The following is an 18,993-nucleotide window of genomic DNA, read 5'->3' as shown; positions in this document are numbered from 1 at the left end:
AAGATAGGTAAGATTGATTTAAAAATCCTAACATAATTCCGTTTTTTCGACAAAAAAGTTATTTACATGCCGCTCACCCGACTAGTGACAAATATCATTTTTTGTGTTAATTTTACACTTAAAATTAGCAACATTTGTCAATCTTAAGGTGCCTATTAATGAAAAGACAGAGGGGATTTTATTCCGCAAAGCCCCGAAAACATTTATTCTACTGGTACACTTGTCTTAGTAGGCAGTCAAAACAAATCGACAACCACACATCATGATCAATAATTACAGCTCGGAGGATAAAGTGCTGTTAGCCGTAGACTGTATCATCTTCGGCTTCGATGAAGAAGACCTGAAAATTTTGCTGATCCGAAGAGGATTTGAACCGGAAAAAGGAAAATGGTCCCTCGTGGGCGGCTTCCTGAAAGCCGAGGAAACCCTCGACGATGCCGCCCGGCGGGTACTGGAACGCTATACGGGCCTGAGTGATGTCTATATGGAGCAGTTGGCTGCATTCAGTGAGGTGGACCGCGACCCGGCTGACCGCACCATTTCCATGGCTTACTACGCACTGATCAACATCAAGGAGCACAATGAGAAGCTGATCAAACAGTTCTCCGCCAACTGGTTCAGCGTTTCCCAGGCGCCTTCCCTGATCTTTGACCATGACAAAATGGTACATTATGCCATCCGACGGCTGAGAACACGGGCTACTACCCGGCCGATTGGGTTTGAGCTCCTGCCCGAGAAGTTCACCATGCGCCAACTGCAAAAGCTGTACGAGGCGATCTGGGACACCACCCTCGACAAGCGCAACTTCATCAATAAAATCCGCTCCCTGGATATTGTGGTCAAACTCGATGAAAAGGACAAGAAATCGTCGCGAAAGGGGTCCTTCCTCTACCAGTTTGACCCTAGTAAATACGATAAGAAGGCGGCGGAGGGCTTTATGCTGAAGCTATAGGAGCCCCTTTTCGTCTTCTATTTGGATGGAGCCGATGGCAACAATACCTTCACTACTTTCGGTAGGGTAAGCCCTTGTACCAGTATAGAAAATATAACCAAACCGTAGGTCAGCAGCAATAGGGTACTGCCTGACATGTTTTCGGTAAGCGAGTAAGCCAATGCCAGGGAAATCCCCCCTCTCAAGCCGCCCCAGGTCAGGACAGCTGCGGTATCCACCCAACGGTGGGCATCGTGGCGCAGAAAGGAATACGGAATTACAACCGCTATAAACCGGGCAGCCAGCACCAGCACAATAACGGATAGCATTAACCATATCTCCGCCATGCTGTCCGGCGACATCAGGTGGATGGCCAGCCCGAGAAATACGAATAGTATGCCGTTGAGGCTATCGTCCAGAATCTCCCAGAAGCCGTCCAGTACTTTTCTCGTTTCAACTTCAAAGCCCGGTTGCTTTATTTGATTGCCGATGAATAGACCAGCAACGACCATCGCCAAAGGCCCTGAAGTTTCCAGCGCTTGTGCCAGGCTGTAGCCCCCGAATACGATAGCCAGACTAACTATCGTCGTAAGGTGGGGATCCTGATCCACCATTTTCATTGCCCTAAATCCCAAAAAGCCCAGCAGGGCACCCAAAGACAGGCCCAAAAAGACCTCCCTTAACAATAACTGCCCCAGTTCCAGCATTAAGGGCGACTCTCCGCCTGATGAACTCATTTCGGAAAGCAACAGTATACCTGTGAACACAATCACCCCAACACCATCATTGAAAAGCGATTCCCCTTCAATCTTTAACTGAAGCGAAGGACTGACGTTACTATCTTTGAGCAATGCCAAAACGGCTACCGGATCAGTGGGTGAAATAAGCGCCCCAAACAACAAACAGTCGAAGAAGGATAAAGGAACCCCAAGCCCGGCAGCAATACCGTACAGCCCTATCCCTATTATAGCTGTAGACAACAGCACGCCAAGTGTGGCAAACCAAAAGACCGGCCAGCGCTCTTCTTCCAGCCCTCTGATATCGACATGCAAGGCTCCGGCAAACAGAAGGAAGCCCAACAAAATATCCAGCATGAAGTGGTTGAAGTCCACTTGCGTCACCGTATTGCTCAGAAACCCGTAAGCGGCAGGCCACAACGGTTTGGCAACCAGCACCAGCACCGCCAGTCCCAGCGACAACAGTAGCTGAGCGATAGTAAGCGGCAACTTTATCCAGCGATAATTGATAAAGCTAATCACCGCAGCGGTGAAAAACAGGAAGCTAAAAGACTCGTACATAGGTACGAAGATAGCATTTTAGTGGGGCAATCGCTTTCGCAAAACACCATAGAGGAAGGTGCCGGTCATCGCTGCCAGCAGGAAGACCACGAAAACAGTGTACCCGCTGCCCATTAAAATGAACATCGGCCCCGGGCAAACACCCGCCAAAGCCCAGCCCATACCAAAAATAAACCCACCGATGATGTAGCGGGGCCAGTGCTTGTCTTTGTCATGGAACTGAATCTCCTGCCCTTCCGTAGAGCGTAGGTGGCGCCGTTTGATGAATTGCACCACCAGTACCCCCAGCGCAATGGCCGAAAAGATGATACCGTACATATGGAAGGAATCAAAGCGGAACATTTCGTAAATCCGAAACCAGGAAACGGCCTCAGCTTTGTACAGGGTGATTCCAAAAAGGATACCTACCAGGATGTATCTTGACATTCGCATGGCAACGTCGGTTTAAGCATTAAAAATTAGAGGAAACAGGACGTAGGTCATAAACAGCCCGCCGGCAAAGAAGCCAATGACGGCATAGACCGAAGCAAGCTGCAGGGCTGAAATGCCGCTGATGGCGTGCCCCGAAGTACACCCGCCAGCATAGCGTGCCCCAAAGCCCACCAGAAAACCACCACCAACGATGATGAGCAGCCCTTTCCAGGTGAAGAGGTAGTCCCAGGCGTAAAATTCCGGTACCAGAGGCACTTCCCCATTTTCAAAGTTAAAGCCCATATTTTTCAGGCTTTCTATAGTTGCCGAAGAGATATGCGCCACGTTGCCTTCGGGCCCGCTGAAGTAAGTAGCGGCCAGGTACCCCCCGAATACCGCGCCCAGAGCAACGAGCAGGTTCCATCCCTGCGACTGCCAGTCAAACTTGAAAAAGTCAGCCATATCGCCTGCACCATCTGCGGCGCACATCACGCGCAGGTTGGCGGACATCCCAAACTCCTTCCCAAAAAACAGCAGCACAAACATGATCAGGGCAATCATCGGGCCCGCCACGTACCAAGGCCAGGGCTGGGAGATAAAGTCTTTAAACTGAAGCAAAAATTCAGGTGCCATAATGCTTTGAGGTTAGTTACACCTTCAAATTTAAGGAGCTCTTTTGTTGCTTTCCGATAAACTCTATCGCTGTAAAGGGTGATTTTTCTCATTGGTAATGCCGGCAGCTTGCTCTAGCTCAACTTGCGCTCCGACCGAAACGCAGAAGGCGACACCCCCACCCGCTTCTTAAAGAAGCCACTGAAGTGCAGGGGCTCTTCAAATCCCAGCCGGTACCCCACCTCCTTGACCGCCAGATCGGTATGCAGCAGCAGGCGCTTGGCTTCCAGTACCAGCCGGTCCTGAATGGCTTCCTTGGCGGGCTTACCGGTCAGTTCTTTCACGGTTTGGCTGAGGTGCTTGGGCGTAATGTGTAGCTGCCCGGCGTACTCGCTCACCTTGTGCCAGCTGGCGTACTGCTGGTCAATGAGCTGTTTGAAGTCGCGTAAAATACAGATGCTGCCGTTTTCTTCATCCAATTGGGCCGTGTCCAGTTGGGTGGTGTTGTTGCAATAGATTAGGAAGAGCTGCAGCAAAGCGCCCAGCGCACGCTCCCGGTAGGTCAAATCCGGGCTCAGGCAGTTCTTCATCTGACTGATGATATCCTGCAGCCGGTTAAAAGTAGCCGGATCCAGTTGCAACGGAGGCGTATCGCCAAAGGCCTTGAAGAGATTGATGTTGGAAATGAAGCTTTCGGGGATATTATTTTCTGCCAGGAAGTCTCTGGAAAAAGTGAATACCCAGCCTTCCGGCCGTGCTTCCGCCAACACCTGATGCACCTGCCCCGGGCTGACAAAGTGGACTTCCCGTTCCTGAAAAGGATACGCCTGGTAATCGACCAAATGCTGCCCGGTGGCACGCTCAATCAACAGCACGGTGTAGTAATCGTGCCGGTGCGGCTCATCAGCTTTCCCGGCGGCGCGGTCGTAGAGGCGGCCCATGTGCTCCAGGTAGAAGGGGTGCTGGGAGGCTCGGTGTTCCAGCGTTGAGGTACTGCTCACTTATGCTGACCTTGATACGGTGAAGAATCTATAACAATACGAAGATAGAAAATCAAAAACAGAACTACTGAGACACATCCTAAGTCACAGCCCAAACAATTCTTTACGTCTTAATTGTTCGCTTTCTCCCCCACACTCCCGACTTTTGGGCCAGAACAAACGGTAACGCCCTATGCCAACTCTTGCTGATGCCACCAAAATACTAGAAGCACACTACCAACTCCATGCTCAGCCCCGACAGCTGGAAGGCGAGCAAGACGCCACCTTTGAAGTCAGGCCCACCTGGGGCGGCACTTACTGCCTGAAAATCACGCATGCAGCCCCGGCGCTGGTGGACCTTCAACTGCAAATGATGCAGCGGCTGGCATCTGCCGGGCTACCCTTCGCCACGCCCAAGCCTATCCTCAACAACAAGGGGACGCATACCTGCCCCCTACCCGATGGCGCCACCGCCTACCTCACCACCTGGATTCCCGGCACGCTTTACGCAAAAGCAAAACTGAAGGATGCCGTACTGCGCGAAAGCCTGGGGCGTGCACTGGGGCAGCTTACCCTGGCATTGCAGGGCTTTGACCATCCGGCCGCCCACCGGGAAATACGCTGGGACAACAACCAACTGCCCTGGGTGGCACAGCACCTGGAGCGCTTTGACGCGGCACAGCGAGCAATCGTTGAACAGGGGCTGGGGTATTTTCAGAAACATGCCGCACCGACCCTCCCCCTCCTCCGCCACTCCGTCAATTACAACGATGCCAATGACTACAACCTGATGACCGAACGCGGCAGGGACGGGCACTACCGCATCGCCGGACTGTTCGACTTCGGGGATGCCGTACATACTGCCACCATCAATGAGCTGGCCGTTGCCCTGGCGTACGCTATGATGGAACAGCCCGACCCCGCCGGTGCCGCCGTAGAGGTCATCCGCGGGTACCATAAGGCTTTTCCGCTGGAGGAAGCGGAAGTGGCCGCCCTGCCCGCCCTGGTTTGGGCGAGGCTGCTCATCAGCGTCACCGTTTCCACCCTCAATCAACAGGCCGCGCCGGACCGGGCGTACCTGCAAGTCAGTAACCAAGCTGCCTGGGCCTTACTGCAACGGCTTCAGGGCATCCCATATAACCTGCTGCATTACCACTTCCGCCACGCCTGCGGATGGGAGCCCTGCCCGCAGGCTACGGTCTTTCAGGATTGGATACGGGAAGATCAGCCTGCCTTCGCCCCAGTCTCCCCTATTCCCGAACCGTGGCGGCAGATGGACCTGGGCGTGGGTAGCCTGGAGCTGGGAAACAACCGCAACTTTGAGGACGAGTACCGCTTCGAGCGCCACCTACAGCGGATCATGGAAGAGGATGGTGTCGAATTTGGGCTGGGCGGCTACGGGGAGGTCCGCCCTTTCTACACCACCGATGCCTATCAGGTGGAAGGCAACAGCGGCCCGCGCTGGCGTACCGTCCACCTGGGGCTGGATGTATGGGCCGCCGCAGGAACACCCGTCTTCGCCCCGCTTGACGGACGGGTACACAGCTTTGCGGACAATGCAGCGGAACGCGACTACGGCCCCGCCATCATCCTGGAGCACACCCCACGGAAAGGGCTGACTTTTTATACCCTCTACGGGCACCTCTGCCGGGAATCTTTAACCCAACTTGAAGTCGGCATGCCCATCCAAAAGGGGCAATGGATTGCGACCTACGGAGCGAGAGAGGTGAATGGCAACTGGCCGCCCCACCTCCACTTTCAGGTGCTGTTGGATACGCTGGGGAAGGAAGGCGACTTCCCTGGTGTGGGCTTCCCTGATGAATGGCCGGTCTGGCGCAGCCTTTGCCCCAACCCGGAATTGCTGCTGCATTTGCCGGAAGGCAGTACGCAGCCCAAACGGGTGCAGTGGGACGGAAAGACCATCCAACAGAAACGGCAGGCCCATATCGGGCCCAACCTGAGCTTGTCCTACCGACAGCCCCTGCACATGGTGCGAGCCTTCAGCCACTACCTCTACGCCGCCGATGGGCGGCGCTACCTGGATACGGTCAATAACGTGCCCCACGTCGGGCATCAACACCCCAAAGTGGTGGAAGCTGTACAGCAGCAGGCTGCCATTCTCAACACCAATACCCGCTACCTGCACACCGAGCTGGCCCGCTACGCTGAGGAGCTTACCGCCACCCTGCCCGAGCCCCTTTCGGTGGTCTATTTTGTCACCTCCGGCAGTGAAGCCAACGAACTGGCGCTGCGCATGGCACGCACAGCCACGGGGCGCAACGATATTCTGGCGATGGACGGTGCCTACCACGGGCATACGTCCGCTACCATTGACATCAGCGCTTATAAATTCAATGGGAAAGGCGGCAGCGGGCAACCTCCACGTACCCACCTTATGCCGCTTTTTGACCAATCGGAACAGCCTCTTGAGCAGGCCAAAGCCCGCCTGGAGGAACTTTCCCAACATAACATCCACCCCGCCGCCTTCATCAGCGAAAGCATACTCAGCTGCGGAGGGCAATTGGTCCCGCCACCGGGGTATTTTCAAACCGTGTTCGAAGCCATCCGCAGCATAGGCGGGTTGTGCATTATGGATGAAGTGCAAACCGGCTTCGGCCGGGCCGGCGAAGCGTTCTGGGCATTTGAGCTGCAGGGCGTGGTACCGGATATTGTGGTGCTGGGTAAACCTATGGGCAATGGGTTCCCAATCGGGGCAGTAGTCTGTACCCGGGCTGTGGCGGAGGCTTTTGATACCGGCATGGAATTTTTCAGCACTTTCGGGGGCAATCCGGTCGCTTGTGCAGCAGGGCGGGCGGTCCTGCAAGTCATTCAGGAAGAAGGGCTACAGGAAAAGGCACATCTTACCGGACAGTACCTGATGGAACAACTCCGCCAGCTGCAACAACGGCACGACATCATCGCTGAGGTACGGGGCCACGGGCTCTTCCTCGGCGTGGAGCTTTCGCAAAACGGGCAGCCTAAAGCCCGGGAAGGAGCGTACATCATCAACCGTATGCGGGCAATGGGCGTACTGATGAGCACCGACGGGCCTCAGCATAATGTGCTTAAGATTAAGCCGCCTTTGTCTTTTGGGATGAAGGAAGCGGATCAGCTGTCAAAGCGGCTGGGTGCGGTTTTGCAGGAACTGTAAAAAGTGCCCCCGGAGCCTGCACCCAAAAAATCTTTCCAATGAAATAATCAGATTTCATTCCAACTTTTAGTACTTTTAAGTTCCCTCTTACTATAGTTGCTCAAATTACCGGCAACTCCTGCTTGTGAACAAACAATATTTCCTATCCACTTTCGCAGCTTTCCTTGCACACCTGCGGGTCACCTTTGGGCGACCTCGTAAATTCAGCATTGGATTTGATCACCTAAACCACCATATTATGAAGAAAGCATTGAAAATCCTCGGAATGGTCCTTCTGGGCCTGGTTGTCATTGTGCTGCTGGGTGCGGCTTACATCAACTTTTCGCCTATACCCAAGCACGAAGCGGAAGTACCGGCTATCACCATTAAGGCGGATTCGGCCCAATTGGCACGTGGGGAACACCTGGTCAACGCCTCCTGCGCCCTTTGCCACAAAGGCAAGAACACCAACCAAATGGAAGGCGGGCTATGGCGGGAAAAAGACTTTGGCGAAGTCTACACCCCCAACCTGACCCTCCACCCGGATTCTAAACTCTCGCAGTATTCTGATGGGGAACTGGCACTGATGCTCCGCACCGGCCTCAAAAAGAATGGTGAAGTGGCCTTCTTTATGCCCCGGTATATGCATTTGTCCGATGAAGACCTTAATGCCGTTATCGCATTCCTGAGGTCAGAAAGCCCGCTCACCCGCCCTTCCGACAAGCAGTGGCCGGAGCGAAAGCCCAATTATCTGGCAAAGCTGTTGACTAAGGTAGCGATCAAGCCCACCCCTTACCCTGAAACGGTAGCAGCGGTGGACTTTAACGACCCGGTGGCCCACGGCCGCTACCTGGCCCACAACCTGGCCTGCTACCATTGCCACTCCGGCAGTTTTGACGGTATCAACGAGGTCGAACCAACAGCCTCGGCAGGGTATTTTGGGGGCGGCAACCCCATCCTGAAAAAAGACGGAAGTGCCAAAGTCCTTTCCTCCAACCTGACCCCACACCCGGACCATGGCTTGGGCAAATATAGCCCGGAGCTGTTTGCAAAGGCCGTACGCACGGGCAAGCGGCACGATGGCAGCAACCTTGACCATTCGATGCCACTGTTTACCAACCTGACCGATGCCGAAGTCAACGCCATGTATGCGTACCTGCAAACGGTGCCCGTCATTGATAATGCCATTGAACCGGGAGCAGTTGTGAAGTAAAAAAGCGGGAGCGCAAGGGCCCGGTGCAATACCCGGGCCTGCTACCTTTTCTCTTCCAGCAAGTGATATTCCAGTGCCGTCCGGACAAGCCCGGCGGTATTCCGTGCGCCCAGCTTGGTCAGGAGGTTACGGCGGTGGGTTTCTACCGTGCCGAAGCCAATACTAAGCTGATCGGCAATCTCACCGGTTGTAAACTCTTCGACGATGAGCTGCAGCACCTGTTTTTCCCGCCTCGAAAGCCTGGGGAAGGGGGAAGATGGGGCAGGCTGTGCTTTACTCTCGGAAAGCAATTGCGCCACATCAGCACTTAGGTAATCGCGCCCGGCCATCACTTGGCGTACCGCCAGCAGGAGTTCCTCCTGACCGGCATTTTTCAGCAGGTAGCCATTAGCCCCCTGCTGCATGATCTCTTTGATCAGGCTGGCTTCCCGGAGCATAGAGAGCGCCAATATGCGGACAGTGGTATTGGTTTTGCGGATTTCCCGGCAGACCTCCACCCCGTTCATTTCCGGCATATTGATATCGAGCAGAATGAGGTCGATTGCCTGTTTTTGCAATTGCACCAGGGCATTCCTGCCGTGCCGGGCCACCGCCACACAAGCCATATCTTCAGCATCGGACAGCATGAGCTGCAAACCATCGAGCACCAGCTGATGGTCATCAACAATTAGTATACGGGTTGGAGCCTTCATAATACAGCAGGTTTTAAAGATTGGGCAACCGGCATTTGAAAAGTGATGGTGGTGCCCTCCCGGGGTACGCTGTCAACATCCAGAGTGCCCTGCAGAAACTGTGCACGTGAATGGAGCCCTTTCAGCCCGAGGGTTTCCGCCGAGCTGTATTCGACCGGCTTGAAGCCCCGCCCATCGTCTTCCAGGATGACTGTCAACTGATCGCCATGCAGTAGAATCTGGAGCAGGACAGACTGCGCGTGAGCGTGCCGGAGGATGTTGTTGGTACCTTCCTGTAGCATGCGGTAAAGCGTCACCTGTTGCCTTTCCGGGATATCGGTGAGGTTGCCCCGGATTTCCAGGTCCACCCTGAGCCCACTTTGGCGGAGTTGCCCGGCGAGGTCTTCCACGGCCCCTTTAAGCCCGTACAGCGCCAGGCTGCGAGGCATGAGATTGTGGGAAATGCGGCGCACCTCCACGCAGGATTCATCAATGAGGGCCTGGGTTTTGGCTTTTAGCCCATCGGACAACCCTCCGTTGGCATATTGCCCGAAGTGGGCTTTCACGGAAGTGAGCAAGCCGCCCAGCCCATCGTGCAGGTCCTGAGCGATGCGCGCCCGTTCCTTCTCCTGGCCCTCAAGCACAGCATCGAAGGCGAGGAGTTTTTGCTGTTGTTCCAGTTGCTGAATGCGCTGTTCCTGCAATTGGGCCGACTGTGCCGCCAGCCGCTGTTGGGTGCGCAGGCGGAAGACCAACCCGAAACCTATGGATACGCCAAGCAGTACAAGCAACACCACCAGCCCAATGAGCCCGTTGCGCTGTTGCGTTTTCTGCCGGATTTCCAGGTTTTGGATGCGAAGGGCCTGTTCTTTTTTATCTGTCTCATAAGCCACCTGAAGCTCACGTAAATGAGCTTCCGCCTCAGCGGTATTCAGGCTGTCCGAAAGCTGCCGGAACTGCTCCAGGGCGGTTAAGGCAGCCGCTGTCTCTCCCCGGGCTTTGTACAGCTGATACAGCCGCTGTTGTACCATCCCCCGGCGCAGGTGAGCCCCTGCGGCTTTGTAGTGGCGGAGTGCCTTTTTGTAGGCTTTCAGCGCAGTGTCGGACTGCGCGTTTTGCTCAAAGTACTGCCCCCGGTTTTCCTGGCTCCAACCTGCCATAAAAAGGTTCCCACCGCTTAGGTAATGCTCGTAAGCACGGTCAATGCGGTCAAGGGTGGCGGTATTATCGGTCAGAAACAGGCGGGCCATGCTGTAGTGCCCGGGGTGCTCAAGAATTTCAGCAGCAGAGTGATTGTCCTGCTGCAAGGCTTCCCACTGCTGTTGCACCCTGGCAAAATCAGCAAACCGGTCGGCCATAAAGTACTTTTCTGCCAGATGGTAAAGCACAAACCCCTTATCCATACGGCTATCACCGGATTGGGTAACCTCCAGGGCTTTGACCAGGTACGCCTCGGCTTCCCGGGTTTGTCCCTGTCCTTCGTAGAGCTCGCTGAGCCCGAAGTAGACATGCCAGTTTTCATATGCATTCCCGCCCTCAGTAAAGTCTTGTTCGGCAGCAGTGAAATAGTAAAAAGCTGAGTCCTGCCGCCCCATGCGTTTGTAGACCAAAGCCAGGTTTTGACGGGCAGAACCCCGTAATGCACGCTTGCCATTGGTACCAGCCAAACGGGCGGCCTGATGGAATAGCCCAGCCGCTTCGGCTTCCCGGCCCTGCCTGTGGGCCAGCATACCGCGAATAAGCAGCGCACGGATTTCACCGTTGTGGTTTTTCAGCTGCTGAGCCAGCGCCTCCGCCTGCCGGGCGTATAATAAGCTGCTGTCTGGCTGCCGCAGGCGGTAGTAATTGGACAACTCCAGCATGAGTTGCAGGCGGGCGGTATCTGCCGTTGCCGCTTGCAATTGCTTTTGCAGGTCAGCCGTGCCAGACTGCGCCAAGCCTGTGCAGCACAGGTTAAGCAATACAAACAGAAAGAAAAGGTTTCGCATATTCGGTTCATTAAGCAGCGCTTCGAAACGGCAAAACGCCCCTCAAATTACGCAGAATCGGAGCTTGCGCAAAATCGGCGGCTGTTGGCTTGGACTTTGCCGAAAGGCTCACCTATCTTTGCGGCACATTTTACTGCTATGCAACTGAAACGGATACAAGAATACTTTGACCGATACCAGGGCTACCTCAAGTCCCGCCTGGCCCAAACCGAGCGCCTGCCGATCTGGGAGTCCCAGCGGGTTTTTCAGGACAACTGGGATATGGATGCGGAAGACTGGCCCGGGATGTACGACTACAGCCTTCAAAACTCCACCACCAAACGCCTGTGGAAGCGGGAAGCCTACGAGCCCAAGCGCATGATGCTGGAGCTGATGCGCATGCAGCCCGATTTCACCCGGCATATGTTTATCGACCTCTTCAATGAGGAGAAGAGCCTGGAAGGGCGCGCCGGCCGCTTTGTCTACTACTGCGATATGCTGCTTCAGGAATACAAGGACAACAATCCGCGCTCCATTGACAACAACCACTACCACGACGATAACTACCAGATGGTGTCGCTTTATCTGGCTTTTCGGTACCCCGACCGTTATGCCTACTATGAGGCGGATGCTTTCCGAATGATGCTGGAAAAACTGGGCAGCACCCAACTTCCTGAAACCAACGACCTGGAGCGCTATGCTAAAGTCACCCAAACCCTCTACAAACTGATGGCAAAGGAGGAAGGCTTACTCGGCCTGCACCAAAAAAGGTTGCAAGCCGGGCTACACTACACGGAGGAGAGCCGCCTCGTCGTCTGGGATTTTTGCAAATTTGTGGCTGGATAGCCCAACTGCTTGCCTACTGAAAACTGCAACTATGCTACGATATTTATGCCTTGCCTTACTGTCTGTTTGTTCGACCCTGAGCATAGCTCAGATGCACCACCCTGTCCTGCCTAATCTGGAAGGCAGCGCCCTGATACAAGCCCTGCAAGACCAGTACCGTCCCAATGGCCTGCTGGATTATGGCAATGCCCGCGATACCATGTACCGGAATGTAGACGCCCGGAATGACACCCTGTACTGCGTTTACACCGGCTACTCCGTTTATTTGCCGCCCGGAGAAGACCCAACAACAGCAGCTTTTGAGAATGGCACCGGCATCAATACCGAGCATACCTACCCTCGGGCAAAGGGTGCAGAAGCGCCAACTCCGGAAGCCGATATGCACCATTTGTTCCCTACCCGGGTGGTGGTGAATGCAGCACGGGGCAATTTCCCTTTTGCCGATATCCCACCGAGCCAGGTCAACAGCTGGTACTACCTCGATCAGCAACAGAGCAATACACCGGGCAGTAATATCGCGCTATACAGCCGCGTAGGCGATCAGGTCTTTGAGCCCCGCGACGACCATAAGGGCGATGTGGCCCGGGCGATGTTCTACTTTTACACCGTCTACCAGCAGGAAGCCAATGCCGCCGACCCGGACTTCTTCGAACAGCAGCGTACCACTTTGTGCCAGTGGCATTATTCCGACCCGGTGAGTGAAAAGGAGTGGGACCGCACCCATGCGATTGCCCCTTATCAGGAGGGCAAAGCAAACCCATTTGTATTGGACTGCACCGTTGCGGACCGCTGCTACTGCGAGGGTGTTATTCCGCCCTGTACGCCTCCGGTAAGCACCGAAACTGCACCTTCCATTACGCTCAACGCTCACGTCTATCCACAACCTGCACACGGACAGGCCCAACTACAGATCACCTTACCCGAAGCAGGCCGGCTTTCCGTCAGGCTGTTTGGAGCACAGGGGCAGGAACTGCGCTCCCTTCCTACCACCGCCTATCCGGCCGGCACCCATGATATTGCCCTTGAGCTTTCAGGCGGGCCCGGTCTCTATCTTTGCCGGTTGGAATGGGAAGCCGGAAGCCAAAAAGTAGTGAACACCCTTAAAATCGTCAATTTCTAAGTAATTGCATTCCAATTATTTAAGCCAAAATAAAAAAGAAAGGTTAGCTTTAGGCATTCATAACACCTAAAACCCATATAACCGATGAAGTATTTATGGCTTACCTGCCTGGGGCTTTGCCTGGGCGTATCCAATCTTGCTGCACAATCTGATTTTACCGGCAATTGGCTTACCTCCTTCACAGATCAGGAAGGGCAAACCTGGAAAATGCAGGTTGAAATGAAAGCGGACAACACCTATGCTGTCGATTTCAATGCTGATGGCACTACCGAAATAGAAGGCTCTTACGATATCGAAGGCGATCAGATGACTGTGCAGGACGTCAAAGGATCCGATTGCAATGGCAAAGGTATTTACAAGTTTACCGTTGAAGGCGACCAACTAACCATGCTAGCCGTTAAAGATGAATGCCCCGGCCGGAGCGGGCCAGAGGGCAGAATGGTGTTTAGCCGGATGTAAATTAACTCCAAACAGGATAAAGAGGTTGCAGCAAGATTTATTGCTGCAACCTTTTTCGTTTTAGCACTTTTAAGGAATAAAGATCTTATGCCCCTGCATGGTGCCTTGAGTTTGGACGGTAAGCAGGTAAATTCCTGAGGAAAGCTGACGAACCGGCATAGTAATCAGGCCAGCTGAAGCCGCCGCTTGGCCCAGAACAAAACGTCCTGTCATATCATACAATGTGCAATTTGCCTGCCCGGTTAGCCCAGTCAGTTCAAACTGAAGCTGCCCGTTACGTACTATAGGTGCGCGGATCAGGTCTGTTGTGGGTTCCTCAAGGTTGCTTGGCATTTCTGCGCTAACTACGACACTGTCTATTTGCCAAAGCTTCCCATCTACACTGGTATTGGAAATGTACTTGAAGGCGATGTGTCCGGTACCAGAAATGGCTGATAAATCGAGTGCCCCGGAATTGACATATTCATAATTGCCCGTGGAGAAGTTCACCTGATCACTAAGGTTTGTCCATGTGGCGGTATTAGGGTCGCTGTTGCCATCGTAATCGTTGGAAACCAATACTTCCAGATCAGGACCGCTAAAGTTACTGGCATTCTCGAAAGTGAGGACCTCCCCCTCCTGTGCATCCATATCAAGGGCAGGAGAGATCAACCAGTCTTCATTATCCTGAATACCCCCATCAAAACCGTTCATCTGAGCAAATTGCCTGCCCCCAAACTCCCGGGGCTCCCAAACCTGCCCGTCACCAAGCACACTATAAGCGGTGAAGCTGCCCAAAGTCCCATCATTAAAGGTCTCTTCCAATAGGATTTCCTGAGCATTAGAAGCGAAACCTGCAAAAAGCAATAGTACAATCAGTAAAGCATTTTTCATAAACTGTAATTTTGAGTTGTTAAAACAGCCTATAAAATTATAGCCCCGAGCATCTCAATGAAAAGTCAGGGGGGTTAAGTTTGGGTTAACTTTTGTCTAAGCTACAGCGATCAGGCGCTCCGCTTCCTCACCTTTTTGATTCTGAATGACCAAAAGAAAAACCCGGGATGCCAGAATAAGTACTGTACCCAAAAGGAACCTCGCAGGAATATCGACCGTTCAAAGCCCGTCCAACCTGCCCCACAAAAAAGCCAGGTCGTAGTCAACGCCCCTGATAAACCGGTAAACAAAACCAGAAGGCAGTCCCCCGGTCCGGCCAGCTTTGCACCCGGATGGTGGCTTCGTGCAAGTCCATGATCTTTTTGACTATAGCCAGGCCAAGCCCGACTCCTTTTTTGCGTTGATAGGGCTCCTTACCCACCTGCCGGTAGCGTTCAAATATCTGCGATTGTTCCTGTTCCGGAATACCAGGCCCTGTGTCGGATATCCGGACTTCCACACCTTCGGGCTGATTGCTCAATTGCATCCGGATCTGGCCACCATCGGGCGTAAACTTGATGGCATTGTCCAGCAGATTCTGAATAGCACGCTCCACCAGGCTGATATCGGCATAGACCAGAGGGACCCTTTCCTCGACCTCCAGGGCAATGTCCAGCTTACGCTCCGCTGCTATTATTTGATACCGTACGGACACATCCTGAAGCAGCTCCGCCAGCAAGAAAGGCTGCTTCTCAGGGTGGACCTGCCGGGCCTCGAGTTTAGAGTATTCAAACAACTGATCCACTAAGCGCCCCAGTCGCTCAGAGCTGTCATAGGCTATTTTCAGGTAAGACTGCCGGTCTGCTGAGGACAAGGTCTTCTCCTTCATGGTCAGGGTTTCCAGATACCCCTGAGTCAGGGAAAGTGGCGTACGCAAATCATGGGAGACATTGGCAATGAGCTCCTGCCGCAGCCGGTCCACAGCCTTTAATTCTTCAATATTGGATTCCAGTGTTGCTGCCATTTCATTGAATGCTTCCCTGAGAATGGCAAGCCCGCCATCTGTATGGTCGGGCACCCGCACGCCGTAATCGCCTTCTTTAAACCGGTGGGCGGTTTTAATAATCTGATTGAGGTGGCGGGTGAGGTAGGCAATAGCCACAAGCCCAATGGAAAGGGCAACAATCAAAGCCAGAAAGAACATCCAGGTGCCGGTTTTCAGCATATAGCTTCCAAAAATGTGGCTGAGCACCGCATCCTGTTGTTCGCTCGCCAAAATGATATAGGCATAGCCTGCCAACTGCCCCTTATCATAGATGGGCGCCGCCGAGAAGGCTTTTTGCTCCCCGGTCGTCTTAGGGTCATCGCCGAGAATGAAAGACTGCCCTCCTTCTGCAATGAACTGCTTCACAGGGTTCACGTCAACAGCTTTTTGTTCAACAGTCTCGAAGGGCACCACATAGTCAATGATGGTACCTTCCGGGTCAAGCAGATAGACCTCCACGCTCCGGTTGATGACCATCATGGAATGCATAATGTCATGTGTGGCGGCGGTATCCACCTTCCCATTGACAATAGGCTGTGTCTCTTTGACCATATGGCCCGCCACATCACCGTAAAGTTGCTGATTGGCTTCCTGCAAGTAACGCTGAGCAGTAAAAGAGCTGATGAATAAATACCCCACTCCGAGCAGGGCCAACACCATCATGAGTATTGCCGATACCTTCCAGTACAATGCGTTCATGCTAAAATTCAGGATTTTCATGAGCGTGTATTTGCCAGTGCTTCATTAAACCGGTACCCCATGCCCCAGGTCGTCAGGATGTATTGGGGCTGAGACATATCGGGTTCAATTTTCCCCCTCAGCCGGTTGATGTGAGAATTCACGGTGTGTTCAAAACCATCAAAATCATACCCCCAAACGAGGTTGAGCAACTTGCCTCGGTCGTAGCTTTTACCGGGGTTGGACGCGAGTAAACTGAGCAGCTCAAACTCCTTTCGGGAAAGCGCAACCCGTTCTTCATTTTGGTAAACCAGGCGCTTGTCCAGGTCGATACTGAGCGGCCCATACTGCAGGCGGACTGCCTGACCGTGCCCACCGTCGGCAGGGCTGCTCCGTTCTGCCCGGCGGACCAGTGCTTTGGCCCGGGCAATAAACTCACGGATACTGAAAGGCTTCGTCAGGTAATCATCGGCTCCGATTTCAAGCCCCAGCACCTTATCAATTTCTTCAGATTTTGCGGTAAGCATTAGTATTGGTGTGCTTGCACCTTCACTGCGCAGCCGGCGGCAAACCTCCAACCCATCCATACCCGGGAGCATAAGGTCAAGGATGATCAGGTCGAAGCGGCTCTCCCGGGCTTTGCGAAGTCCGTCTTCCCCAAGGTAGGCGGTAGCTACCTGAAAGTTTTGGTCCCGCAAATGGAGCTCTAACAGTCCTACAATATTAGGGTCGTCTTCTATGATTAATGCTTGTTTCATAAGGCGGAGGATTTTTATCACTAAACTAAGCTCAAAGTATCACGTAAAGATCACAGCGATTGGCCAATCCGCCATAACTGTCGCACCCCCAACGCTTTGCCTGCAAAAAACTGCGCTACTTGTCGCCACCGGAACACTTTGGGCCATGTGATAAGCACACCACAGATTTGTGATATTCCCGTGATCCTTCCGCTCTAATTTTGTACCCGAACAAAAAATCAATACTTGACTATGAAAAATTTATTGGTATTACTCCTCACATCCTCTTTTGTACTTTTCACAGCATGCGATAATGATGATGACAGCGTAGAAATCATTGACAGCAGCCGGCCTACCGGTGAACTGGTGGTGTCCCGGTCTGGTGATTTTGTTGCCCAAAACGGGACACCAACCCAAGGTAATGCCGCCCTTGGAACGGATGATGACGGGACGAACTTTCTCCGGTTTTCTAATGACTTCATGACGGAGCTGGGCACGGGTACAGTTTCCATTTACCTGTCCACTTCTGACACTTTCATGCCTGACCCGGGCAATGGCAATCCCGACCTGATGGTGGTTGGCGCAGTGAGCGGAAACGGAGAGGCCTTCTTTCGCATAGATGGAGGGGTAGACAGCAAATACACCCACGTCATCCTATGGTGCGGCACTGCCAATATCCCATTCGGCAATGCACCATTGCAATAACCTTTATTTTATAATTGGAGAATAAGCTTTGCACCACCCTTCCTTCCTGCTTTGTGCGGAAGGCGGGGTGTTTTATGCTCCCAAACCAAGTATCATGAAATATTGGCTTTTTATTTTATTTACCGCAGGCCTGCAGTTTGCTTTAAATGGGCAGAGCGGATGGAGCAGAGCAGAAGGCGGCCTGTATGCCCAGGCCAGTTATTATGGCTTTTCTTCTGATGAGTACTACAGCATCGACAATACGCGCTTTGCTGAAGGCGCTACTTTCTCTACCCGGGTCCTGAATTTGTACGCAGAGTATGGCTTCACCGACCAATTCACCCTAATCGCCAATTTACCGGCTGTTGTAATCAATCAATTCTCTACCACCAATGCGGTAGGCAGTATAGGAGACTTCATTGTTACTGCAAAGTACGGCATCAATCAGGATAAACGCCCCATTAGCTTTAGCCTGGGCATAGAAGTCCCTACCGGCAGTAAAGACCTTTTTGCCTCAGCAAAAGAGCCCAACAGCTTTGGGATCATTGAAGAGATCAATCTGCCCACTGGGGATGGGGAACTCAACTTTCTGGCTACGGTGGCGGCATCGCAGTCGTTTTGGGGTGGAAAGGCATACGGTTCACTTTTCACAACCTACAACTACCGGACCCAAGAATACTCCGGGCAATGGAGGCTGGGAGCAGAAGTTGGGGCCAAGCCCTTGCCTGGTGTCTGGCTTAGTGTTCAGTGGTTCAGCCAACTCCGGGGGCTGGAAGGCAACAACGAAAACACGTCCTTCTTCAGAGCTGAAGGGACCACTTATAACCTTATATCTTTTGGGTTGAGCTATAACCTTACCGACCAATGGAGCCTGCTTACCAAAATCCACTTGCCGGTAGAAAATGTGATCGCGCCTTATCAAAATGTATACGTTGGCCCTGGCCTAACGGCTGGAATAGCTTACTCCCTATCGGGGAAAAATAAGTAGCAGCCAATCTGAGCAGGGCATAAAATACCACCTGACCTTATCGCTCCTACCCGCTGGAACGGTGGCCACCCTGGAATTCCTGCTTTCAGTCCTGGCAAGAAGCCAAATGCCGCAATCCCGTATATTTTTGAAGGATTAAGAGCCTGTCTCCGATAGCAATTCGCCAGGACCGCCAAGGCAATCGTTCAACCTGCCTGAATCGTAAATTCAGTCCAGGGTCAAAATAAGCTCCTGACTGATCAAAAAAAGTTATACGCTCTTTTTTTTCTTTTTTTTGTTTACCTTTAATAGCAGTTAAGGAGAATCATTGAGATCAATACAGGCGCATTTTGCCTTATCCTTCTTAAAACGCTCCAAAAGGAGCTATCTAC

17 protein-coding genes are annotated in these 18,993 nt (G+C 53.0%); 8 read left to right on the top strand and 9 right to left on the bottom strand.

The window, feature by feature from the left end:
* Positions 1-262: 262 nt before the first annotated feature.
* Positions 263-952, top strand: a complete 690-nt coding sequence (locus tag MRY86_RS16680; RefSeq protein ID WP_293563315.1) for an NUDIX domain-containing protein — start codon at positions 263-265, stop codon at positions 950-952.
* Positions 953-969: 17 nt separating this feature from the next.
* Here MRY86_RS16680 and MRY86_RS16675 read toward each other — a convergent pair whose 3' ends face one another.
* From MRY86_RS16675 to MRY86_RS16660, 4 genes are all read right to left on the bottom strand, one after another.
* Entirely contained in the window at positions 970-2,229 is a 1,260-nt protein-coding gene (locus tag MRY86_RS16675; RefSeq protein ID WP_293563316.1) for a sodium:proton antiporter, read from the bottom strand.
* 18 nt (positions 2,230-2,247) lie between these two features.
* Positions 2,248-2,661 (bottom strand): YeeE/YedE family protein, encoded by a 414-nt coding sequence (locus MRY86_RS16670; protein ID WP_293563317.1) that lies wholly within the window; start codon positions 2,659-2,661, stop codon positions 2,248-2,250.
* A 12-nt stretch (positions 2,662-2,673) separates the two neighbouring features.
* Positions 2,674-3,273 carry a YeeE/YedE thiosulfate transporter family protein gene (locus MRY86_RS16665; RefSeq protein ID WP_293563318.1) on the bottom strand — a complete coding sequence of 200 codons (600 nt, stop codon included), beginning with the start codon at positions 3,271-3,273 and terminating at the stop codon, positions 2,674-2,676.
* A gap of 113 nt (positions 3,274-3,386) precedes the next feature.
* The gene (locus MRY86_RS16660) at positions 3,387-4,253 is read right to left on the bottom strand and encodes a helix-turn-helix transcriptional regulator (RefSeq protein WP_293563319.1); all 867 of its coding nucleotides are present in this window, start codon (positions 4,251-4,253) and stop codon (positions 3,387-3,389) included.
* A 172-nt stretch (positions 4,254-4,425) separates the two neighbouring features.
* Here MRY86_RS16660 and MRY86_RS16655 point away from each other — a divergent pair, with 172 nt between their 5' ends.
* Together MRY86_RS16655 and MRY86_RS16650 are read left to right on the top strand one after the other, a co-directional pair.
* Positions 4,426-7,383, top strand: coding sequence for an aminotransferase class III-fold pyridoxal phosphate-dependent enzyme (locus MRY86_RS16655; protein WP_293563320.1), 2,958 nt, complete (start codon positions 4,426-4,428; stop codon positions 7,381-7,383).
* A gap of 238 nt (positions 7,384-7,621) precedes the next feature.
* Positions 7,622-8,575 carry a c-type cytochrome gene (locus tag MRY86_RS16650; RefSeq protein ID WP_293563321.1) on the top strand — a complete coding sequence of 318 codons (954 nt, stop codon included), beginning with the start codon at positions 7,622-7,624 and terminating at the stop codon, positions 8,573-8,575.
* Positions 8,576-8,616: 41 nt separating this feature from the next.
* Here MRY86_RS16650 and MRY86_RS16645 read toward each other — a convergent pair whose 3' ends face one another.
* On the bottom strand, positions 8,617-9,267 hold the full coding sequence (locus MRY86_RS16645) for a response regulator transcription factor (RefSeq protein ID WP_293563322.1): 651 nt from the start codon (positions 9,265-9,267) through the stop codon (positions 8,617-8,619).
* A complete protein-coding gene (locus MRY86_RS16640) occupies positions 9,264-11,234 on the bottom strand; it encodes a sensor histidine kinase (RefSeq protein WP_293563323.1) in 1,971 nt (656 codons plus the stop codon). The genes MRY86_RS16645 and MRY86_RS16640 overlap by 4 nt, the downstream gene beginning before the upstream one ends.
* 138 nt (positions 11,235-11,372) lie before the next feature.
* Here MRY86_RS16640 and MRY86_RS16635 point away from each other — a divergent pair, with 138 nt between their 5' ends.
* The 3 genes from MRY86_RS16635 to MRY86_RS16625 all read left to right on the top strand — a co-directional run bounded on the left by MRY86_RS16635 (position 11,373) and on the right by MRY86_RS16625 (position 13,638).
* Positions 11,373-12,059 (top strand): hypothetical protein, encoded by a 687-nt coding sequence (locus MRY86_RS16635; protein WP_293563324.1) that lies wholly within the window; start codon positions 11,373-11,375, stop codon positions 12,057-12,059.
* Between the two features lie 31 nt (positions 12,060-12,090).
* The gene (locus MRY86_RS16630) at positions 12,091-13,179 is read left to right on the top strand and encodes an endonuclease (protein WP_293563325.1); all 1,089 of its coding nucleotides are present in this window, start codon (positions 12,091-12,093) and stop codon (positions 13,177-13,179) included.
* 84 nt (positions 13,180-13,263) lie between these two features.
* Positions 13,264-13,638 carry a hypothetical protein gene (locus MRY86_RS16625; protein ID WP_293563326.1) on the top strand — a complete coding sequence of 125 codons (375 nt, stop codon included), beginning with the start codon at positions 13,264-13,266 and terminating at the stop codon, positions 13,636-13,638.
* Between the two features lie 69 nt (positions 13,639-13,707).
* On the opposite strand, the gene MRY86_RS16620 is transcribed toward MRY86_RS16625, so the two are convergent.
* From MRY86_RS16620 to MRY86_RS16610, 3 genes are all read right to left on the bottom strand, one after another.
* Positions 13,708-14,511 carry a choice-of-anchor J domain-containing protein gene (locus MRY86_RS16620; RefSeq protein ID WP_293563327.1) on the bottom strand — a complete coding sequence of 268 codons (804 nt, stop codon included), beginning with the start codon at positions 14,509-14,511 and terminating at the stop codon, positions 13,708-13,710.
* A gap of 262 nt (positions 14,512-14,773) precedes the next feature.
* Entirely contained in the window at positions 14,774-16,255 is a 1,482-nt protein-coding gene (locus MRY86_RS16615; RefSeq protein WP_293563328.1) for an ATP-binding protein, read from the bottom strand.
* The gene (locus MRY86_RS16610) at positions 16,252-16,971 is read right to left on the bottom strand and encodes a response regulator transcription factor (RefSeq protein WP_293563329.1); all 720 of its coding nucleotides are present in this window, start codon (positions 16,969-16,971) and stop codon (positions 16,252-16,254) included. The genes MRY86_RS16615 and MRY86_RS16610 overlap by 4 nt, the downstream gene beginning before the upstream one ends.
* Positions 16,972-17,202: 231 nt before the next feature.
* Here MRY86_RS16610 and MRY86_RS16605 point away from each other — a divergent pair, with 231 nt between their 5' ends.
* Together MRY86_RS16605 and MRY86_RS16600 are read left to right on the top strand one after the other, a co-directional pair.
* A complete protein-coding gene (locus MRY86_RS16605) occupies positions 17,203-17,655 on the top strand; it encodes a DM13 domain-containing protein (RefSeq protein WP_293563330.1) in 453 nt (150 codons plus the stop codon).
* A gap of 94 nt (positions 17,656-17,749) precedes the next feature.
* Positions 17,750-18,622: a hypothetical protein gene (locus tag MRY86_RS16600; RefSeq protein WP_293563331.1), complete on the top strand. Its 873-nt coding sequence runs from the start codon at positions 17,750-17,752 to the stop codon at positions 18,620-18,622.
* The last annotated feature ends 371 nt before the right edge of the window (positions 18,623-18,993 follow it).

The sequence above is a fragment of the Phaeodactylibacter sp. genome (assembly GCF_022763345.1).
Taxonomy (GTDB): domain Bacteria; phylum Bacteroidota; class Bacteroidia; order Chitinophagales; family Saprospiraceae; genus Phaeodactylibacter.
This window is presented reverse-complemented; position numbering and strand designations above follow the sequence as displayed.